This is a genomic window from Caulobacter sp. GW821-FHT10C03 (genome assembly GCF_059415485.1).
The window spans coordinates 34,070-51,496 of the sequence record NZ_JBWKNI010000028.1; the positions used below are offsets into that span (position 1 = coordinate 34,070).

Annotated in this window: 14 protein-coding genes; 8 read left to right on the forward strand and 6 right to left on the reverse strand. The window is 69.0% G+C overall.

The annotated features are described in order from the left end of the window. Positions 1–11: 11 nt before the first annotated feature. The 6 genes from phoB to AC07NG_RS23890 all read right to left on the reverse strand — a co-directional run bounded on the left by phoB (position 12) and on the right by AC07NG_RS23890 (position 6,648). Positions 12–704 carry a phosphate regulon transcriptional regulator PhoB gene (gene phoB / locus AC07NG_RS23865; protein ID WP_110121100.1) on the reverse strand — a complete coding sequence of 231 codons (693 nt, stop codon included), beginning with the start codon at positions 702–704 and terminating at the stop codon, positions 12–14. Positions 705–725: 21 nt separating this feature from the next. Next, the gene (gene phoU / locus AC07NG_RS23870) at positions 726–1,418 is read right to left on the reverse strand and encodes a phosphate signaling complex protein PhoU (RefSeq protein WP_110121099.1); all 693 of its coding nucleotides are present in this window, start codon (positions 1,416–1,418) and stop codon (positions 726–728) included. 23 nt (positions 1,419–1,441) lie between these two features. Beyond that, positions 1,442–2,284: a phosphate ABC transporter ATP-binding protein PstB gene (gene pstB, locus AC07NG_RS23875; RefSeq protein ID WP_370444041.1), complete on the reverse strand. Its 843-nt coding sequence runs from the start codon at positions 2,282–2,284 to the stop codon at positions 1,442–1,444. Positions 2,285–2,339: 55 nt separating this feature from the next. Beyond that, positions 2,340–3,653, reverse strand: coding sequence for a phosphate ABC transporter permease PstA (pstA, locus tag AC07NG_RS23880; RefSeq protein WP_494596803.1), 1,314 nt, complete (start codon positions 3,651–3,653; stop codon positions 2,340–2,342). Then, positions 3,646–5,088 carry a phosphate ABC transporter permease subunit PstC gene (gene pstC / locus AC07NG_RS23885; RefSeq protein ID WP_487291913.1) on the reverse strand — a complete coding sequence of 481 codons (1,443 nt, stop codon included), beginning with the start codon at positions 5,086–5,088 and terminating at the stop codon, positions 3,646–3,648. Before pstC ends, pstA begins: the two co-directional genes overlap by 8 nt. A 102-nt stretch (positions 5,089–5,190) precedes the next feature. After that, the gene (locus AC07NG_RS23890; RefSeq protein ID WP_492856366.1) at positions 5,191–6,648 is read right to left on the reverse strand and encodes a sensor histidine kinase; all 1,458 of its coding nucleotides are present in this window, start codon (positions 6,646–6,648) and stop codon (positions 5,191–5,193) included. Between the two features lie 242 nt (positions 6,649–6,890). On the opposite strand from AC07NG_RS23890, the gene AC07NG_RS23895 reads away from it, so the two are divergent. The 8 genes from AC07NG_RS23895 (at position 6,891) to argB (ending at position 17,279) form a co-directional block, all read left to right on the forward strand. Next, positions 6,891–10,127: an autotransporter domain-containing protein gene (locus AC07NG_RS23895; protein ID WP_494596805.1), complete on the forward strand. Its 3,237-nt coding sequence runs from the start codon at positions 6,891–6,893 to the stop codon at positions 10,125–10,127. A gap of 204 nt (positions 10,128–10,331) precedes the next feature. After that, positions 10,332–11,801: an OprO/OprP family phosphate-selective porin gene (locus AC07NG_RS23900; protein ID WP_494596806.1), complete on the forward strand. Its 1,470-nt coding sequence runs from the start codon at positions 10,332–10,334 to the stop codon at positions 11,799–11,801. 245 nt (positions 11,802–12,046) lie between these two features. Then, positions 12,047–13,075: a sulfate ABC transporter substrate-binding protein gene (locus tag AC07NG_RS23905; protein ID WP_494596807.1), complete on the forward strand. Its 1,029-nt coding sequence runs from the start codon at positions 12,047–12,049 to the stop codon at positions 13,073–13,075. 114 nt (positions 13,076–13,189) lie between these two features. After that, positions 13,190–14,236 (forward strand): sulfate ABC transporter substrate-binding protein, encoded by a 1,047-nt coding sequence (locus AC07NG_RS23910; protein ID WP_487291907.1) that lies wholly within the window; start codon positions 13,190–13,192, stop codon positions 14,234–14,236. Positions 14,237–14,407: 171 nt separating this feature from the next. Then, the gene (lovK, locus tag AC07NG_RS23915) at positions 14,408–15,517 is read left to right on the forward strand and encodes a photosensory histidine protein kinase LovK (RefSeq protein WP_494596809.1); all 1,110 of its coding nucleotides are present in this window, start codon (positions 14,408–14,410) and stop codon (positions 15,515–15,517) included. Positions 15,518–15,532: 15 nt separating this feature from the next. Further along, complete coding sequence (locus AC07NG_RS23920; protein WP_492856360.1) at positions 15,533–15,997, forward strand: response regulator; 465 nt, start codon at positions 15,533–15,535, stop codon at positions 15,995–15,997. Next, positions 15,997–16,305, forward strand: a complete 309-nt coding sequence (locus AC07NG_RS23925; protein ID WP_487291904.1) for a SemiSWEET family sugar transporter — start codon at positions 15,997–15,999, stop codon at positions 16,303–16,305. The genes AC07NG_RS23920 and AC07NG_RS23925 overlap by 1 nt, the downstream gene beginning before the upstream one ends. 59 nt (positions 16,306–16,364) lie before the next feature. Then, positions 16,365–17,279: an acetylglutamate kinase gene (gene argB / locus AC07NG_RS23930; RefSeq protein WP_487291903.1), complete on the forward strand. Its 915-nt coding sequence runs from the start codon at positions 16,365–16,367 to the stop codon at positions 17,277–17,279. Positions 17,280–17,427: the final 148 nt, after the last annotated feature.

Genomic DNA, 17,427 nt, shown 5'->3' on the forward strand with positions numbered 1-17,427 from the left:
CCCTCTTTTCGTCAGGCCGCCTCGACGTCCAGCGAGTAGCCGGCCGAGCGGACGGTGCGGATCGGGTCGGCTTCGGCGGCGCCGTTCAGGGCCTTGCGCAGGCGGCCGATGTGGACGTCGACGGTGCGGGCCTCGACATAGACGTCCGAGCCCCAGACGGCGTCCAGCAGCTGTTCGCGGCTGAACACCCGGCCCGGGTGCTGCATCAGGTAGTCGAGCAGGCGGAACTCGGTGGGGCCGAGATGCACTTCCTTGCCCTGCCGCTTCACGCGGTGGGCCACCCGGTCGATGATGATGTCGCCGACCGTGATGCGATCGTCGGCCAGGGCCGGACGGATGCGGCGCATGACGGCGCGGACGCGGGCGGTCAGCTCGACCATCGAGAACGGCTTGACCACATAGTCGTCGGCGCCGGTGTCGAGCCCCCGAATCCGGTCGCTCTCCTCACCCCGGGCCGTCAGCATGATGATCGGCACGTTGCGGGTGTCGGTGCGGCCGCGCAGGCGGCGGCAGACCTCGATGCCCGAGACCTTGGGCAGCATCCAGTCGAGGATGACGAGGTCCGGCGCGCGCTCGCTGGCCAGGGTCAGGGCTTCCTCGCCATCGGCGGCCACCGAGACCTGGTAGCCTTCCTTGTCGAGATTGTAGTGCAGGAGGGTGGCCAGGGCGTCCTCGTCCTCGACCACCAGAACGTACGGAGTCACGTCGACCGGCCCTCCAGAGGCTTACTGAGCGATCACGTCGAGCTTGGGACGCTGGGAGATGATCTCCTCGCCCGTCAGCTCGAAATGGATGTTCTCGGCGATGTTCGTCGCGTGGTCGCCGATGCGCTCGAGGTTCTTGGCCACGAACAGCAGGTGGGTGCAGGCGTTGATCGTGCGCGGGTCGCCCATCATGTAAGTCAGCAGTTCGCGGAAGATCGAGTTGTAGTGCTCATCGACTTCCTCGTCGCTGCTCCAGACGCTGATGGCGCGCTGCACGTCCGAGGCCGTGTAGGCGTCGAGCACGTCCTTCAGGCGGCCTTGCACCAGGCGGCCCATGCGCTCGATCGAGCGGGTCAGGGCGCTCATCGGCTCGGCGTCGTTGAGGATCAGGGCGCGCTTGCCGATGTTCTTGGCCAGGTCCCCGCAGCGCTCGAGGTTCATCGAGATCTTCAGGGCGGCGACGGCGTGGCGCAGGTCCACGGCCATCGGCTGGCGCAGCGCGATCAGACGGAACGCCTTGCGCTCGATCTCGACCTGCAGGGTGTCGAGGCGCTCGTCACGGCCGACCACGCTCTGGGCGAGGCCCGCGTCGCGACGGGCGATGCACTCGATGGCGTCGGCCACCTGGGCTTCGGCCAGGCCGCCCATGCGGGTGACCTCGGCCGTCAGGTGGTTCAGCTCTTCGCCGTAGGATTTGACGGTATGCTCGGTCATGTCCTGTTTCCTTCCGCCTGCGCTTAACCGAAGCGGCCGGTGATGTAGTCCTGGGTGCGGCTGTCGCGAGGATTGGTGAACATCTCCTCGGTCGGACCGCTCTCGACCAGCTTGCCGAGGTGGAAGAAGGCCGTCTTCTGCGAGACGCGGGCGGCCTGGGCCATCGAGTGGGTCACGATGACGATGCAGAACTGGCTGCGCAGCTCGTCGATCAGCTCCTCGATCTTGGCCGTGGCGATCGGGTCCAGCGCCGAGCAGGGCTCGTCCATCAGGATCACTTCAGGGCTCACGGCGATCGCGCGGGCGATGACGAGACGCTGCTGCTGGCCGCCCGACAAACCCGTGCCCGGCTGATGCAGACGGTCGGCGACCTCGTTCCACAGACCGGCCTTCTTGAGGCTGCTCTCGACGATGGCCTCGAGCTCGTCCTTGCGGGTGGCGATGCCGTGGATCTTGGGACCGTAGGCGACGTTCTCGAAGATGGTCTTCGGGAAGGGGTTCGGCTTCTGGAACACCATGCCGACGCGCGAGCGCAGCACCACCGGGTCGACGCTCTTGGCGTTGACGTCGGCGCCGTCGATCTCGATCGCGCCCTGCACCCGGGCCGACGGGATGGTGTCGTTCATCCGGTTGATGCAGCGCAGGAAGGTCGACTTGCCGCAGCCCGACGGGCCGATGAAGGCGGTGACCGACTTGGCCGGGATGTCCAGCGCCACGTCGAACAGGGCCTGCTTGTCGCCGTAGAAGACGTTGACGTCGCGGGCGCGGATCTTGAAGTCGCGGGTCTCGACCACGCCGTGGCCTTGCGGCACGGCGGTGTGGATGACGGGCGCGGCGACGCCGCCGTCGCGGTTCTGGGTGGGCATGGCGTGTCCCTGGACGAGGGCGAGAGCGTTGGGGTTGGTGACGGTCATATGGATCCTACCACCGGCGTTCGAAGCGGCGGCGCAGGATGACGGCCGCGGCGTTCATGACGATCATGAAGATCAGAAGGACGAGGATGGCGGCGGCGGTGCGCTCGTGGAAAGCCCGCTCAGACGCGTTCTCCCAGATGAACACCTGCACCGGCAGCACGGTCGAGGCGCCGGTGAAGCCTTCCGGCACGCCGGGCACGAACGAGACCATGCCGATCATCAGCAGCGGGGCCGTCTCGCCGAGCGCGTGGGCCAGCGACAGGATGGCGCCGGTCATCACGCCGGGCATGGCCAGCGGCAGCACGTGGTGGAACACGGTCTGGGCGCGGGAGGCGCCGACGCCGAGGGCGGCTTCGCGGATCGAGGGCGGCACGGCCTTCAGGGCCGAGCGGGTGGCGATGATCACGGTCGGCAGGGCCATCAGGGCCAGCACCAGGCCGCCGACCAGCGGCGAGCTCCGCGGCACGTGCAGCCAGTTGATGAACAACGCGAGGCCCAGCAGGCCGTAGACGATCGAGGGCACGGCCGCGAGGTTGTTGATGTTGACCTCGATGACGTCGGTCCAGCGGTTCTTCGGGGCGAACTCTTCCAGGTAGACGGCGGCCATCACCCCGACCGGCACCGCGATCATGGCGGTGATGATCAGCATCAGGGCCGAACCGACCACCGCGCCCAGCACGCCGGCCTGTTCGGGCTCGGTCGAGTCGGACTTGGTGAAGAAGCCGAAGTTGAAGCCGCCCTTGACGGCGCCGCTCTTCTCCAGCTGGTCCAGCCAGCCGAGCTGCTGGTTGTCGAGCTTGCGGTCTTCCTCGGCGGTCGCGCGCTTGATCTCGCCCTTGTAGTAGAGGTCGGCGTCGGCCTTGACCGGACCGGTGACCTCGATGGTCTTGCCGATCACCGACGGGTCGGCCTTGATCTTGTCGAGCAGCTGGAAGCCGAGATCGCGCGAGACCAGGTCCATGACCTTGCCCGACGTGGTGCCCAGGTCGTCGTCCTGGATGTTCAGCTTCTTCATCACCGCTTCGGCGACGATGTAGTCGTAGTTGACGCCCTCGAGCGCGGTGCGGTCGATGCGGTCCGGGTTCAGATAGACCGGCACGCTGATCGAGTGGGTCTCGAAGGTGGTGTAGCCCTGGGCGACGATGCGGCCCACCAGCACGACCAGGAAGATCATGGCCACGACGATGGCGGCGATGCCCTGGGCCTTGAACCACATTTCCGAGCGGTAGCGCTTCTTCAGGCGGGCTTCGGCGGCCGAGAGCGTCGCGCGGGGGCCCTGCCCGTGCGGAGCGGCGCCGGCGGTGATGGCGGCGTCAGTCATATTGTTCCCGATACTTCTGGACGATGCGCAGGGCGATGATGTTGAGCGCCAGGGTCACGACGAACAGCGTCAGGCCCAGGCCGAAGGCCGAGAGGGTCTTGGGGCTGTCGAACTCCTGGTCGCCGGTGAGCAGGGTGACGATCTGCACGGTCACGGTGGTGACGGTGTCGAGCGGGTTGACGGTCAGCTTGGCCTGCAGGCCCGCGGCCATGGTCACGATCATGGTCTCGCCGACGGCGCGGGACACGGCCAGCAGCATGGCGGCCATGATGCCCGGCAGGGCGGCCGGCAGGATGACCCGCTTGACCGTCTCGGACTTGGTGGCGCCCATGGCGTAGCTGCCATCACGCAGGGATTGCGGCACGGCGTTGATGATGTCGTCCGACAGCGAGGAGACGAACGGGATCAGCATGATCCCCATCACCACCCCGGCCACCAGGGCCATCTGGTTCTGGACTTCCATCAGGTACTGGCCGACGCCGTCCAGCGGACCGCCGATCAGGACCGCGCCGATGGCGTTGAAGCCGGCGCGGAACAGCGGACCCACGGTCAGGGCGGCGAAGAAGCCGTAGACCACGGTCGGCACCCCGGCCAGGATCTCCAGCAGCGGCTTGATCGTCGAGCGCAGGCCGCGGCTGGCGTATTCCGAAAGGTAGATCGCCGAGTAGAGGCCGACGGGCGCGGCCACCAGCATGGCGATCAGCATGATCAGGAAGGTGCCGGCGAAGAGCGGCACGGCCCCGAAGGCGCCCGACGAGGCCACCTGGTCGGCGCGCATGGCGATCTGCGGGCTCCACTCGGTGCCGAACAGGAACGACAGCGGGTTGACGCTCTGGAAGAAGCGCCAGCTTTCCCAGACCAGCGACAGCACGATGCCCAGGGTGGTCAGGACGGCCGCGACCGAACAGGCGATCAGCAGGCCGTTGATCCAGCCTTCCACCCGGTTGCGGGCGCGGAATTCCAGGCCCACACGCGGCAGCGCCAGAAGCACGCCGATCAGGGCCACCAGCGAAGCCAGGCCGATCGTGCTGTAGCGCACGATGGCGTTGATCTTGCGGGACTCGGCGACCTTGGCGTCGAGCGCGGTCTTCAGCTCGCCCTCGTAGACGACCTCCGACGGCGCTTCCTTGGCCGAGATGGCCCGGGCGTCGCTGAAGAAGACGTCCTGGCGGTCGGGCGTCAGGGCCGAGACGGCCGCCGGACGTTCGGCCTGCAGGACCGCCTCCTCGAGCCGGCCGCCGAAAACGGCGCCGAGCAGCAGCAGGAGGGCGGCCGGAGCGCCGGCCCAGAGGGCGGCGTAGGCGCCGTAATAGTTGGGCAGCGAGTGGAGGCGCACCGAAGCGCCGCCGGCCGCCTTGAGCGCTCGGCCCCGACCGAGCAGGAACGCCGCCAGCGCGAACAGCGCCAGGAAGAGGAGCGAGAGCCAGGTCAGCATGCGTGAAGCGGTCTTGCGCGTAGGATGCGAGCACGGCGCCCGTTGCGCCGCCCCGCCCGTGACCGATCTATGCCGGCCGGGCGCCGACCTTATGCGACGTTTCTACGACAGTTTTACGACACCGCCCGGCCCGACCCCGTCAACTGTGGCCAAGTCCTTGTCGGGCAAGGTTTTGGCCATCGGCAGGTAGACCCCGAAGGTCGCCCCCTCGCCCTGGGTCGACTCCACGTGCAGACCGCCGCGGTGGCGATTGACGATGTGCTTGACGATGGCCAGGCCCAGGCCCGTGCCCGAGCGGTCGCCGCTCTTCTGGCCCTCGACGCGGTAGAAGCGCTCGGTCAGGCGCGGCAGGTGCTCGCGGGCGATGCCCGGCCCCTTGTCGCCGACCCGCAGGCCCGCGAACAGCGACTCCGACTCCGAATGGTCGGGGGTCAGCAGCGACAGCCGCGCGGCGGACGGGTCGCGCGGGGCGACGGCCGTGGCCGGGGTCAGGCCGGGGAAGATCTCGACCCGCACGACGCCGTCCTTGGGCGTGTACTTGATGGCGTTGTCGACGAGGTTCTGGACCACCTGGACGATCTGGTCGCGGTCGCCCTCGACCACAGCCGAGCCGCGCGGCGGCAGGATGGCGTCGAAGCTGACCTGCTTGTCGCGCGCCTGCGGGGCCAGGGCGTCGATGACGTCCTGGGCGGCCATGGCCAGGTCGACGCGGCCGGCCGGGGCGATGTGCTCGTTCAGCTCGATGCGCGACAGGCTCATCAGGTCGTCGATCAGCCGCGACATCCGCTCGGCCTGGGCCTGCATGATGCCGAGGAACTTGTCGCGGGCGCCCGGATCCTCCTTGGCGTGACCGCGCAGGGTCTCGATGAAGCCCGACAGCGAGGCCAGCGGCGTGCGCAGCTCGTGGCTGGCGTTGGCCAGGAAGTCGGCGCGGGTGCGCTCGCTGCGGCGCACGTCGGTCTCGTCGCGCAGCACCAGCAGGGCCAGCTGTGAGCCGCGATCGTCGCGGCCCAGCGGCCGGGCGTGGGCGGTCCAGTCGCGGCCCTGCGAGCCGACGCCGGTCCATTCCACCGTGCGCTCGACGCCGCCGAACAGGCTTTCGTCCACCGCCTCCAGCACCTGGGGGCTGCGCACGGCGGTGACCAGCAGGGCGCTCTCCCGGATGCGGAAGCGCTCGCGGGCGGCGGCGTTGGCGAAGACGAAGCGACGGCCGGTCAGGTCGTCGGCCTCTTCGGCGGCGATGACCATCAGCGGCTCGGGCAGATTCTCCAGGATCACCGCGAAGGGCGGGGCCCGGTCGGCGATCGCGGCGGCCGGGACCGCGACCAGCGAGGCGTCCTCGATCAGGCGGCGCAGGCGGCGCAGCAGGAAGATCCCGCCGCCGCCCAGCAGCACCGCGGCCGGCAGGGCCACGCCCGGCTGGGCCGCGCCCAGGGCGGTCATGGCCACAAGAGCGACCGGCCCGCCGGCGATCGCCGTCCAGGCCCCGGCCCACGCGCCCGCCAAGGGGCCGCCCCAGCGGTCCGGCGCGACCGGCGAAGGGGGGGAGACGGTGGGCATGGCGGGGGTCCGGGCTCCATCTGGCGGGGCGGGCCTCGAACGGCCCGACGGGGGGACCAAGGCTCGTAGGCCAGTTTTGTGACGAAGCGATGATTCGTCGAAGCAGATATGGCGCCGCCCGATCTCATGGGATAGACGGGGAACCCCTAGATGCGTGTCGGTCGCGGTGTTCACCGCAATTTCGCCGCAACCTGACGCAATCTCGGGGGCAGAGGGTATTCTCCTTAGGGTGGTCGGTTCGTATGCAGCGCAAGGTCCTGGTCGCGACGGTCGCGGCCGCTCCTCTGATGGCCATGGCCTTGGCCGCGCAGGCCGAGACCGTCATCAATTCCGAACGGACGACCCCGATCGCCACCGGTTCCGCGGGGACCGGCGGCGCGGCCGACGATGTCAAGATCGACACGGGCGGCACGATCAAGCTGACGGCCTCCGGCGCGCTGGTGACGCTGAACAGCAACAATAAGGTCACCAACACGGGCTCGCTGACGACCCAGGGCGTCAATGATTCCACGGGCATACTGATCAGGGGCGGCACGACCGGCACGGTCACCCAGACCGCCACGATCACGCTCGACGAGGACTACACCGCCACCGACACCGACTCGGACGGCGACATCGACGGCGCCTTCGCGCTGGGCCAGAACCGCTACGGCATCCGCCTGACCGGCCCCGGCGCCTTCACCGGCGACATCCTGGCCACCGGCGGTTCGATCACCATCGAGGGCAACAACTCGGCCGGCATCTCGCTGGAGAGCGCCCTGGTCGGCAACCTGACCAACGGCGGCTCGATCGCCGTCACCGGCAACAACAGCTACGGCGTGCACGTCGCGGCCCCGGTGACCGGCAAGGTCACCATCAACGGCGGCGTCAGCACCGTCGGCCAGAACTCGGTCGGCGTGGCCATCGACGGCGACATCACCGGCGCCTTCGTGGTGCAGGGCGGCGTCACCGCCACCGGCTACCGCTACACCACCCGCCCCGCCGACAAGACCGTGCGCGACAAGCTCGACGCCGACGACCTGCTGCAGGGCGGCTCGGCCGTCCGCGTGGCCGGCAACGTCACCGGCGGCGTGCTGCTCGACGTCCGCCCGGCCGACAACGACACCACCAAGACCGACGAAGACGGCGACGGCGTCGAGGACGCCTCGGAAGGCACCAGCGCGCTGATCGTCTACGGCGGCGCCCCGGCCCTGCTGATCGGCTCCGACACCGGCGCGATCAGCATCGGCGCGGTCGGCACGGGCGACAACGCCTATGGCGTGATCGCCAAGGGCTCGATCCTGGCCAACGGCCTCTTCGACAACGTCACCGCCACCGGCGTGCAGCTGGGCGGCGCCACCGGCCAGGCGACCAACATCGCCGGCGGCTTCCGTTCGGACGCCTCGATCACCGTCCAGGCCTACGAGGCCAACAGCACCGGCATCCGGGTCACCGCGGGCGGCAACGCCCCGACCATCTGGAACAAGGGCACGATCGTCGCCTACAGCGTCTCCGAAGGCGTGTTCGACGCCCGCGGCGTGGCCATCGAGGCCGGCGGCGGGACCAACACCCTGCGCAACGCCGGCGTGATCAACGCGACCATCGTCGGCGAAAAGGGCACGGCCTACGGCGTCATCGACTATTCGGGCGGCCTGACCACGATCGAGAACACCGGCTCGATCATCGCCTCGATCTCGCCCACGGACGACGATCTCGACACCGACGACGCCGACACCGACGCCAGCAACGAGGTCATCACCGGCAAGGCCGTGGCCATCGACGTCAGCCGCAACACCACCGGCGTGACCCTGACCCAGAACGGCGTCAACGACGGCGACGACGGGGCCGACGGCGTGGCCGACACCGACACGGACGGCGACGGCGTCGACGACGCCGACGAGCCGGCCATCATCGGCGCCATCCGCTTCGGCTCGGGCGCCGACACCTTCAACGTGCTGAACGGCACCGTGGTGGGCGACATCTCGTTCGGCGACGGCGCCGACGTGTTCCGCATCGACGGCGGCGCGGCCGTGATCGGCTCGATCAGCGACAGCGACGGCCGACTGGACGTCACCATCGGCAAGGGCTCGCTGGGCCTGACCAAGGCCGAAACGATCAACATCACCAGCCTGACCCTCGGCGCCGAGAGCAAGCTGGTGTTCACCGCCGATCCGTCGACCTCGACCAACACCCGCCTGGTGGTGTCGGGCGCGGCCAACGTCGCCAGCGGCGCGCAGCTTGGACTGCGCCTGACCAGCCTGCTGAGCGCCCCGACCTCGTACACGGTGATCACGGCCGGTTCGCTGACCAGCGGCGCCCTGGGCCAGAGCCTGCTCGACGACGCGCCCTACATGTATGTCGCCAGCAGCCGCGCCGACGCCAACAACGTCTATATCGACGTGCGCCGCCGCACGGCCGCCGAGATCGGCATGGCCCGCTCGGGCGCGGCCGCCTACGACGCGATCTTCAACGCCCTCAGCGGCGACTCCGACGTGGCCGGCGCCTTCCTGGGCATCAGCGACCGCGGCTCGTTCCTGAACCGGTACAACCAACTGCTGCCGGACCAGGGCGAGGGCATGTTCGCCACCCTGCAGACCGTCACCCAGCAGATCTCGCAGGCCACCTCGATCCGGCCCGATCCGGGCGACCGCTACGGGCCCGACAGCATCTGGGTCCAGGAAATCAACGCCCTGGTCCGTCGCGAAGACGGCCCGACCCTGGGCACCGACACCCAGGCCTTCGGCTTCGTGGCCGGCTACGAGGCAATGGGCGACGCGGGCGGCGCCCTGGGCGTGACCCTGGCCTACACCGCCCTGGAAGAGCACGACACCGTCGCCCAGGTGGGCGAGCAGACCACCTCGTCGCTGGTCCAGACGGGCGTCTACTGGCGCCGGTCGGTGGGTCCGTGGCGGTTCAACCTCGGCGGCGGCGTCGGCTATGGCTGGTTCGACAGCGACCGGGTGTTCCTGGTCGACGCCAACGGCGACGGCGTCTACGAGGAAAAGCGCAAGGCCAGCAGCGACTGGGGCGCCCTGACCGCCAACGCCTTCGCCGGCACGGCCTACGAAGTGAAGTTCGGCCGCTTCTTCTCGCGTCCGGAAGCGCGCGTCGACTACACCTACCTCAACGAGTCGAGCCACGACGAGACCGGCGGCGGCAAGGTGATGGACAACGAGATCGGCCGTCGCAAGTGGAGCAACCTCAGCGGCGACGTGGGCGTCGTGCTGGGCGCCGAGTTCGGCCGCGACGTCTGGGTGCGCCCGGAAGTCCGCGTCGGCTACCGCAAGACCCTGGCCGGCAAGCTGGCCGACACCGTCGCCACCCTGAACGGCCAGACCTACGTGCTGGAGCCGTTCGACGACAAGGACGGCGCCCTGACCCTGGGCTTCGCCCTGCGGGCCGGCACGGCGATGTCCTACGTGGCGCTGGAAGGCACGGCCGAAAGCACCAAGCGCCAGAAGCGCTACAACGTGAAGCTCACCGGCCGGACGATGTTCTAGACACCGTCCGCCTAGGTGGAGAAGAGGGCCTCGCACAACGTGCGGGGCCTTTTTCATAAGGGCTTTGCGGCCAACTTGGCGACAATCCGCCGCAGCTGCCGCGGCCTTGCCGGCTCGCCACGCTAAAGGTCCGTTTAAGGACTAATATTAAGGCTGTTCCCATCGATAACAGACGGCGGCCCTGATCGCCGTGAGGGGAAGACCTTGACCATCCATCGCTTCGCCCGGGGCGCCGCCGCCCTGGCCGGCGCCGCGACGCTCGTCGTCGCCGGCGGCGCTCACGCCCAAGTTCCGTCAAATGGGGCTGCACCCGACCAGCAGGCCCGCATCGAGGCCCTCGAAGCCCAGCTGGCGGCTCTTCAGAAGCAGATCGCCGAGATCAAGACCGCGACCGCCGCGGCCCCGAAGGCGGCCCCCGCCGCCGCCCCCGCCGCTCCGGCCGCGACCGTCAGCATCGCCGGCGGCCGTCCGACCATCGCCTCGACCGACGGCGCCTTCAGCGCCACCCTGCACGGGGTGATGCAGTTCGACACCGCCCACTACTTCCAGGACAAGGGCCTGCCGGCGGTGATCGGCAACGGCCGCGACCTCAACAGCGGCAGCAACTTCCGCCGCGCGCGCCTGGGCATGGACGGCAAGGTCTTCAAGAACTTCGACTACAGCGTGCTGCTCGACTTCGGCGGCGCCGGCACCGACGGCTCGGGCGTGCTGCAGGAGCTGTTCCTCCAGTACAACTATGCGCCCTTCAAGGTGCGCGTCGGCGCCTTCGCCCCGAACGTGGGCCTGGAAGACGCCGGCTCGACCAACGGCTCGCTGTTCGCCGAGCGTCCGGCGATCTCGGAACTGACCCGCGGCCTGGCCGCCGCCGACCGCCGCTACGCCCTGCAGGTGCAGACCGGCGGCGAGCGCTGGCTGCTGTCGGCCGCCGCCACCGGCGGCAAGACCGGCGACGCCCAGACCTTCGACGAACAGCAGGGCTTCGTGGCCCGCGCCGCCTTCCTGCCGGTCAAGACCAAGGACTGGATCGTGCACACCGGCCTGGGCGCCGGCTACATCGTCACCCCGGCCCAGACGGCCGTTGGCGGCGCCTATCCGCTGACCCTGACCGAGCGTCCGGAACTGCGCGTCGACGGGACCACTCTGGTCACCACCGGCGCCATCGACGCCGACAACCTGCGCCACGTGGGCGTGGAACTGGCCGTGCAGCACAAGAACCTGCTGATCCAGAGCGAGTACTTCGACATCGCGCTCGACCGCCGCAACCCGGCGGCCGGCGTCAGCGATCCGAAGTTCGGCGGCTGGTACATCGAGGGCGGCTGGGTGCTGACCGGCGAGAGCCGCCGCTACAACGGCTCGACCTTCGCCTTCGACGCCCCGTCGATCGCCAACCCCTTCGATCCGAAGGCCGGCAAGTGGGGCGCCTGGGAACTGGCGGCGCGCTATTCGGTGCTCGACCTGAACCACCACGAGACCGCGACCCTGGCGGCCGACCGGGTGCGCGGCGGCGAGCAGACGATCTGGACCGCCGGCGTCAACTGGTTCCCCAACTCGGTGACCAAGTTCTCGCTCGACTATCTGGACGTCGACGTGGATCGCCTGGATCCGGCCGGCGGGACCGTGGCGCTGAGCCAGGGCTACCAGGCCGTCAACCTGCGCAGCCAGTTCGCGTTCTAGATCTTTCCCCTCTCCCTCTCCCTTCCCCCTTGATGGGGGAAGGGTCGGGGATGGGGGTGACTGCTGAGATGGCGACGGCGCGGCGTCTGACGCCGCACCACCCCCACCCCTGCCCCTCCCCCATCCGCCGACGGGAGGGGAAACGCGGAAGCGCCGCCCCTTTCTGATCCCGCCTTCAGAAACATTCGCGCGTACAACGGGAGCGAGATCGGCCAAGGTTTCGGCGTTATCCCAGAGGACGCCCGATGACCCTGCCCCGCCCGCTTTCCCGCCGAGACCTGTCGATCGGCGTCGGCGCCGTAGCGGCGGCCGCGCCGCTGGGCGCCCTGGCGCAAGGCCCCAAGGTCGTGACGCTGCTGAACGTCAGCTACGACCCGACCCGCGAGCTTTATCAGGAGATCAACCCGGCCTTCGCCGCCTACTGGAAGCGCCGGGTCGGCCAGACGCTAGACATCAAGCAGAGCCACGGCGGCTCGGGCAAGCAGGCCCGCTCGGTGATCGACGGGCTGCAGGCCGACGTCGTCACCCTGGCCCTGGCGGACGACATCGACCAGATCGCCGCCCGCGGCCTGATCGCCAGGAACTGGCAGTCGCGCCTGCCCAAGAACTCGGCCCCCTACACCTCGACGATCATCTTCCTGGTCCGCAAGGGCAATCCGAAGGGGATCAAGGACTGGGGCGACATCGTCAAACCCGGCGTCGAGATCATCACCCCCAACCCCAAGACCGGCGGCGCGCCGCGCTGGGCCTATCTGGCGGCCTGGGCCTGGGCGCTGAAGCAGAAGGGCGGCAGCGACGCCAAGGCCCGCGCCTTCGTGCAGCAGCTCTATCGCCAGGTGCCGGTGCTCGACAGCGGCGCCCGTGGCTCGATGACCACCTTCGCCCAGCGGGGCGTCGGTGACGTGCTGCTGACCTGGGAGAACGAGGCCCACCTGGCCCGCGACGAGTTCGGGGCCGACAGGTTCGAGATCGTCTATCCCTCGCGCTCGATCCTGGCCGAGCCGTCGGTGGCCGTGGTCGACAAGGTGGTGCAGCGGCGCGGGACCCGGCTGGTGGCCGAGGGCTATCTGAACTTCCTCTACAGCCCCCTGGCCCAGGACCTGATCGGCAAGCACCACTACCGGCCGCGCGACCCGAAGGCGGCGGCCAAGTACGCCGCCAAGTTCCCCGACATCCCGCTGGTGACCATCGACCGCGAGTTCGGCGGCTGGGCGAAAGCCCAGGCCCGGCACTTCGCCGACGGCGGCGTCTTCGACCAAATCTACCGGCCTTGAGAGTCTTCTTGGGCGTGAAGCCTACCTAGGCAATAGGATATAGCGCTTCTGTCACGTTCGTGCGTTATCCGCATGGACCACCCGAGATAACACCCGAGACAGAGCGACATCGCCATGACCACCGCCTTGAAGTCTCCCACCCGCCGCGGCCTGCTGGGCGCGGCCGGCGCCGCCGCCGCCCTCGGGGGCTCGACCCTCACGGCCGGCCAGGCTTTCGCCCAGGCCAAGCCGCTGACCCTGCTGAACGTCAGCTACGACCCGACCCGCGAGCTCTACAAGGCGATCAACGTCGCCTACGCCGCCTACTGGAAGAAGAAGGTCGGCCAGACCCTGACCATCAACCAGAGCCACGGCGGCTCGGGCAAGCAGGCCCGCTCGGTGATCGACGGCCTGGAAGCCGACGTCGTCACGCTCGCGCTCGCCTACGACATCGACGAGATCTCGGACAAGGCCAAGCTGCTGCCGGCCAACTGGCAGTCGCGCCTGCCGCAGAACTCCACGCCCTACACCTCGACCATCGTGTTCCTGGTCCGCAAGGGCAATCCCAAGAAGATCAAGGACTGGGGCGACCTGGTGAAGCCGGGCGTCGACGTCATCACGCCGAACCCGAAGACCTCGGGCGGGGCGCGCTGGAACTACCTGGCCGCCTGGGCCTGGGCGCTGAAGCAGAAGGGCGGCAACCCCGCCAAGGCCCAAGCCTACATCACCGACCTCTTCAAGCACGTGCCGGTGCTCGACACCGGCGCCCGCGGCGCCACCACCACCTTCACCCAGCGCGGCATCGGCGACGTGCTGCTGGCCTGGGAAAACGAGGCCTTCCTGGCGCTGGAGGAAATTCCGGGCCAATTCGAGATCGTCGTGCCGTCGATCTCGATCCTGGCCGAACCGCCGGTGGCCGTGGTCGACAAGAACGTCGACCGCCACAAGACCCGCCTGGCGGCAGAGGGCTATCTGCGCTTCCTGTACAGCCCGCTGGCCCAGGACATCATCGCCCAGAACCACTACCGGCCGCGCGACGCCAAGGTCGCGGCCAAGTACGCCGCCAAGTACAAGAAGATCCCGCTGGTGACGATCGACAACACCTTCGGCGGCTGGCGCAAGGCCCAGGCCACGCACTTCGCCGACGGCGGCGTGTTCGACAAGATCTACCAGCCGAAGTAAGGCGCTGAACCCAATCGGGTCAGAAAGCTTGACCTTTCAAGGCGCGGCGGTCCCCCATGGGCCGCCGCGTTTTGCGTTTCAACGCCCAAGCTCGGTCGGGAACCCGACTATCGACCGGGCGTTCAGGCCTCACGGGGCGTACCAATAACAAAAGCCGGGGTCGGGCTCAGGATGACGGATTATCTGAAGTCGCAGCGGGCGGGCGATCAGCTCGCGGCCGAGCACGGCATCGACGACCCCTTCGCCGCGGCGATCCGGGCCACCCGCATGGCGATGATCGTCACCGACGCCACCCAGGCCGACAATCCGATCATCTTCGCCAACGACGCCTTCCTGCGGCTGACCGGCTATGGCCGTTCCGAGGTGATCGGCCGCAACTGCCGCTTCCTGCAGGGCCCCGACACCAATCCGGCCTCGATCGCCGAGCTGCGCGGGGCCATCGCCGACGGCGACGACATCGCCATGGACATCCTCAACTACCGCAAGGACGGCAGCAGCTTCTGGAACGCGCTGTATCTGAGCCCCGTGCGCAACAAGCAGGGCCAGATCATCTACTTCTTCGGCTCGCAGCTGGACGTCAGCGACAAGAAGCAGACCGAGCAGCACCTGCGCGAGACCCGCAGCGACCTGGAACTGGCCGTCGAGGCCCGCACCCGCGAACTGACCCTGGCCCTGGAGCAGAAGACCGCCCTGCTGCACGAGGTCGACCACCGGGTGAAGAACAACCTGCAGCTCATCTCGTCCCTGCTGCTGCTGCAGAACCGCCGCGAGAAGGATCCGGCCCTCAAGCACAGCCTGCGCGGCATGCTGGAGCGGGTGAACGCCATTGCCACCGTCCACCGCCGGCTGTTCCAGAGCGAGGACGTCGAGCGCTTCGACGTCTCGGCCTTCGTGCGCGACCTGGTGTCGGACATGACCGGCTCGGCCAACCGCGAGGAGATCCGCGTGCGGCTGGACCTGGAGCGGGTGGACGTGGCCGCCTCGAAGGCCGCGCCCCTGGCCCTGGTGATCAGCGAACTGTTCTCCAACGCCCTGCGTCACGCCTTCCCCGACGGTCGCGCCGGCGAGATTTCGGTATCGATCACTCGCCAAAACGGCGACTTCCGGATCGAAATCGCCGATGACGGCGTTGGTGTGTCTGAAGGGGCCCGGACTTCGGGTTTCGGACTGACCATCGTCCAGCTGCTGTGCCAGCAGTTGAAGGCGCGGTCCGAGACCACGGACGCCGGACCCGGAACGCGCGTCGTCGTACACCTGCCCGTCAACGGCGCGCACCACTGAGGAAGTAGCTTACCCATGGCCGGGCGTGCGTTGGATGTGCTGATCGTCGAGGACGAGGTCCTGCTGGCCACCGAGCTGGAGTTCCTCGCCCAGGAAGTGGGCTACCACTCCGTGGGCCTGGCCATGAGCTCGGACGAGGCCGTGGACCTGGCCAGGTCGCTGCATCCCGACCTCGCCCTCGTGGACGTGCACCTGCAGGACGGCCCGACGGGCGTCGAGGTGGTGCGCAGGATCCATGACGACTGCGGCTGCGTGGCCCTGTTCATGACCGCCAACGTCAAGCGCCTGCCGGACGACTTCGCCGGCGCCTGCGGGGTGATCGGCAAGCCCTATTCCGAGCACGGGGTGAAGACCGCCCTGGCCTATCTGGCCGTCTGCCTGGAAGAGGACCGCGCGCCGGGCCTGCCGCCGGTGGGGCTGGAACTGGCCCCGGCCTTCGCCGCGCGCTGGGGCCTGACCGAAATGCCGCGCTCGGCCTGATGGCCGCCTCGCCGCTCGCCGTCCCATCTGTCGCCGTGATCGTCGGGACCGCCGCGGCTCTGCTGTCGATCACCAGCTTCGCCCCGCAGATCGTCAAGATCGTGCGCGAGAAGGACGCCTCTTCGGTGTCGCTGCGGACCTATGTGGTCACGGTCGCGGGCTTCTCGTGCTGGCTGGCCTATGGGCTGATGATCAAGGCCTGGCCGGTGGCGGCGGCCAACCTGGCCTGCCTTGCGATGTCGGCCGCCGTGCTCGCCTTGAAATGGCGCTATGGCCGCCAAGGGGACCACGAAGACGTCAAAGGGTGACAGGGGGGGCGGGGTCCGCTATCGAGGCCCGCCTAATTTCGCGCACCAGGACCACCGCCTTGACCGAAGTCGCCGAGGAAGCTGGCTGGGCCACCGCCAAGACTCTGGCCGAAGCCCTGCCCTACATCCAGATCTACGACCGCGAGACGGTGGTGATCAAATACGGCGGCCACGCCATGGGCCAGGAAGAGGTGGCCAAGCTGTTCGCCGCCGACGCCGTGCTGCTGAAGCTCTTGGGCGTGCACCCGGTCGTGGTTCACGGCGGCGGCCCGCAGATCAGCCGCATGCTCGACAAGGCCGGCGTGAAGTCGACCTTCGTCGACGGCCTGCGCGTCACCGACGAGGCGACGATGGAAGTGGCCGAGATGGTGCTGTCGGGCGCCATCAACAAGGAAATCGCCAACTGGATCACGCTCGCCGGCGCCGAAGCCGACGTGCGCGGCGTGGGCCTGTCGGGCAAGGACGCCCGGCTGATCACCGCCGAGAAGGTGACCCGGACCCGCAAGGATCCCGACAGCAACATCGAGCAGGCCGTCGACCTGGGCTTCGTGGGCGAGCCGACCAAGGTCGACCCCCACCTGATCCAGGCCCTGCTGAGCTCGGAAACCGACTACATCCCGGTGATCGCCCCGATCGGCGTGTCCGAGCAGGGCGAGACCTTCAACATCAACGCCGACACGGTGGCCGGAGCGCTGGCGGGCGCCCTGAAGGCCAAGCGGATGCTGATGCTGACCGACATCAAGGGCGTGCTCGACGCCAATGGCGAGCTGATCCGCGAGATGACCCTGGACCAGGCCCGCCAGCTGATCGCCGACGGCGTCGCCACCGGCGGCATGATCCCCAAGCTCGAGAACGCCATCCACGCCGTGGAGAGCGGCGTCGAAGCCGTGGTCATCCTCGACGGCCGCCGCCCGCACGCCATGCTGGTCGAACTGTTCAGCGAGCACGGCGCGGGCACGCTGATCTCGAAATGATGGCGGCCGCGAAGATCCTCCCCCTCTGGGGGAGGTGGCCCGAAGGGCCGGAGGGGGGGCGTTTTCAGCCGCCTCCGCGCCCAGGGCTCGGGGGGGGGGGGGGGGGGGGGGGGGGGGGGGGGGCGGGGGGGGGGGGGGGGGGGGGGGG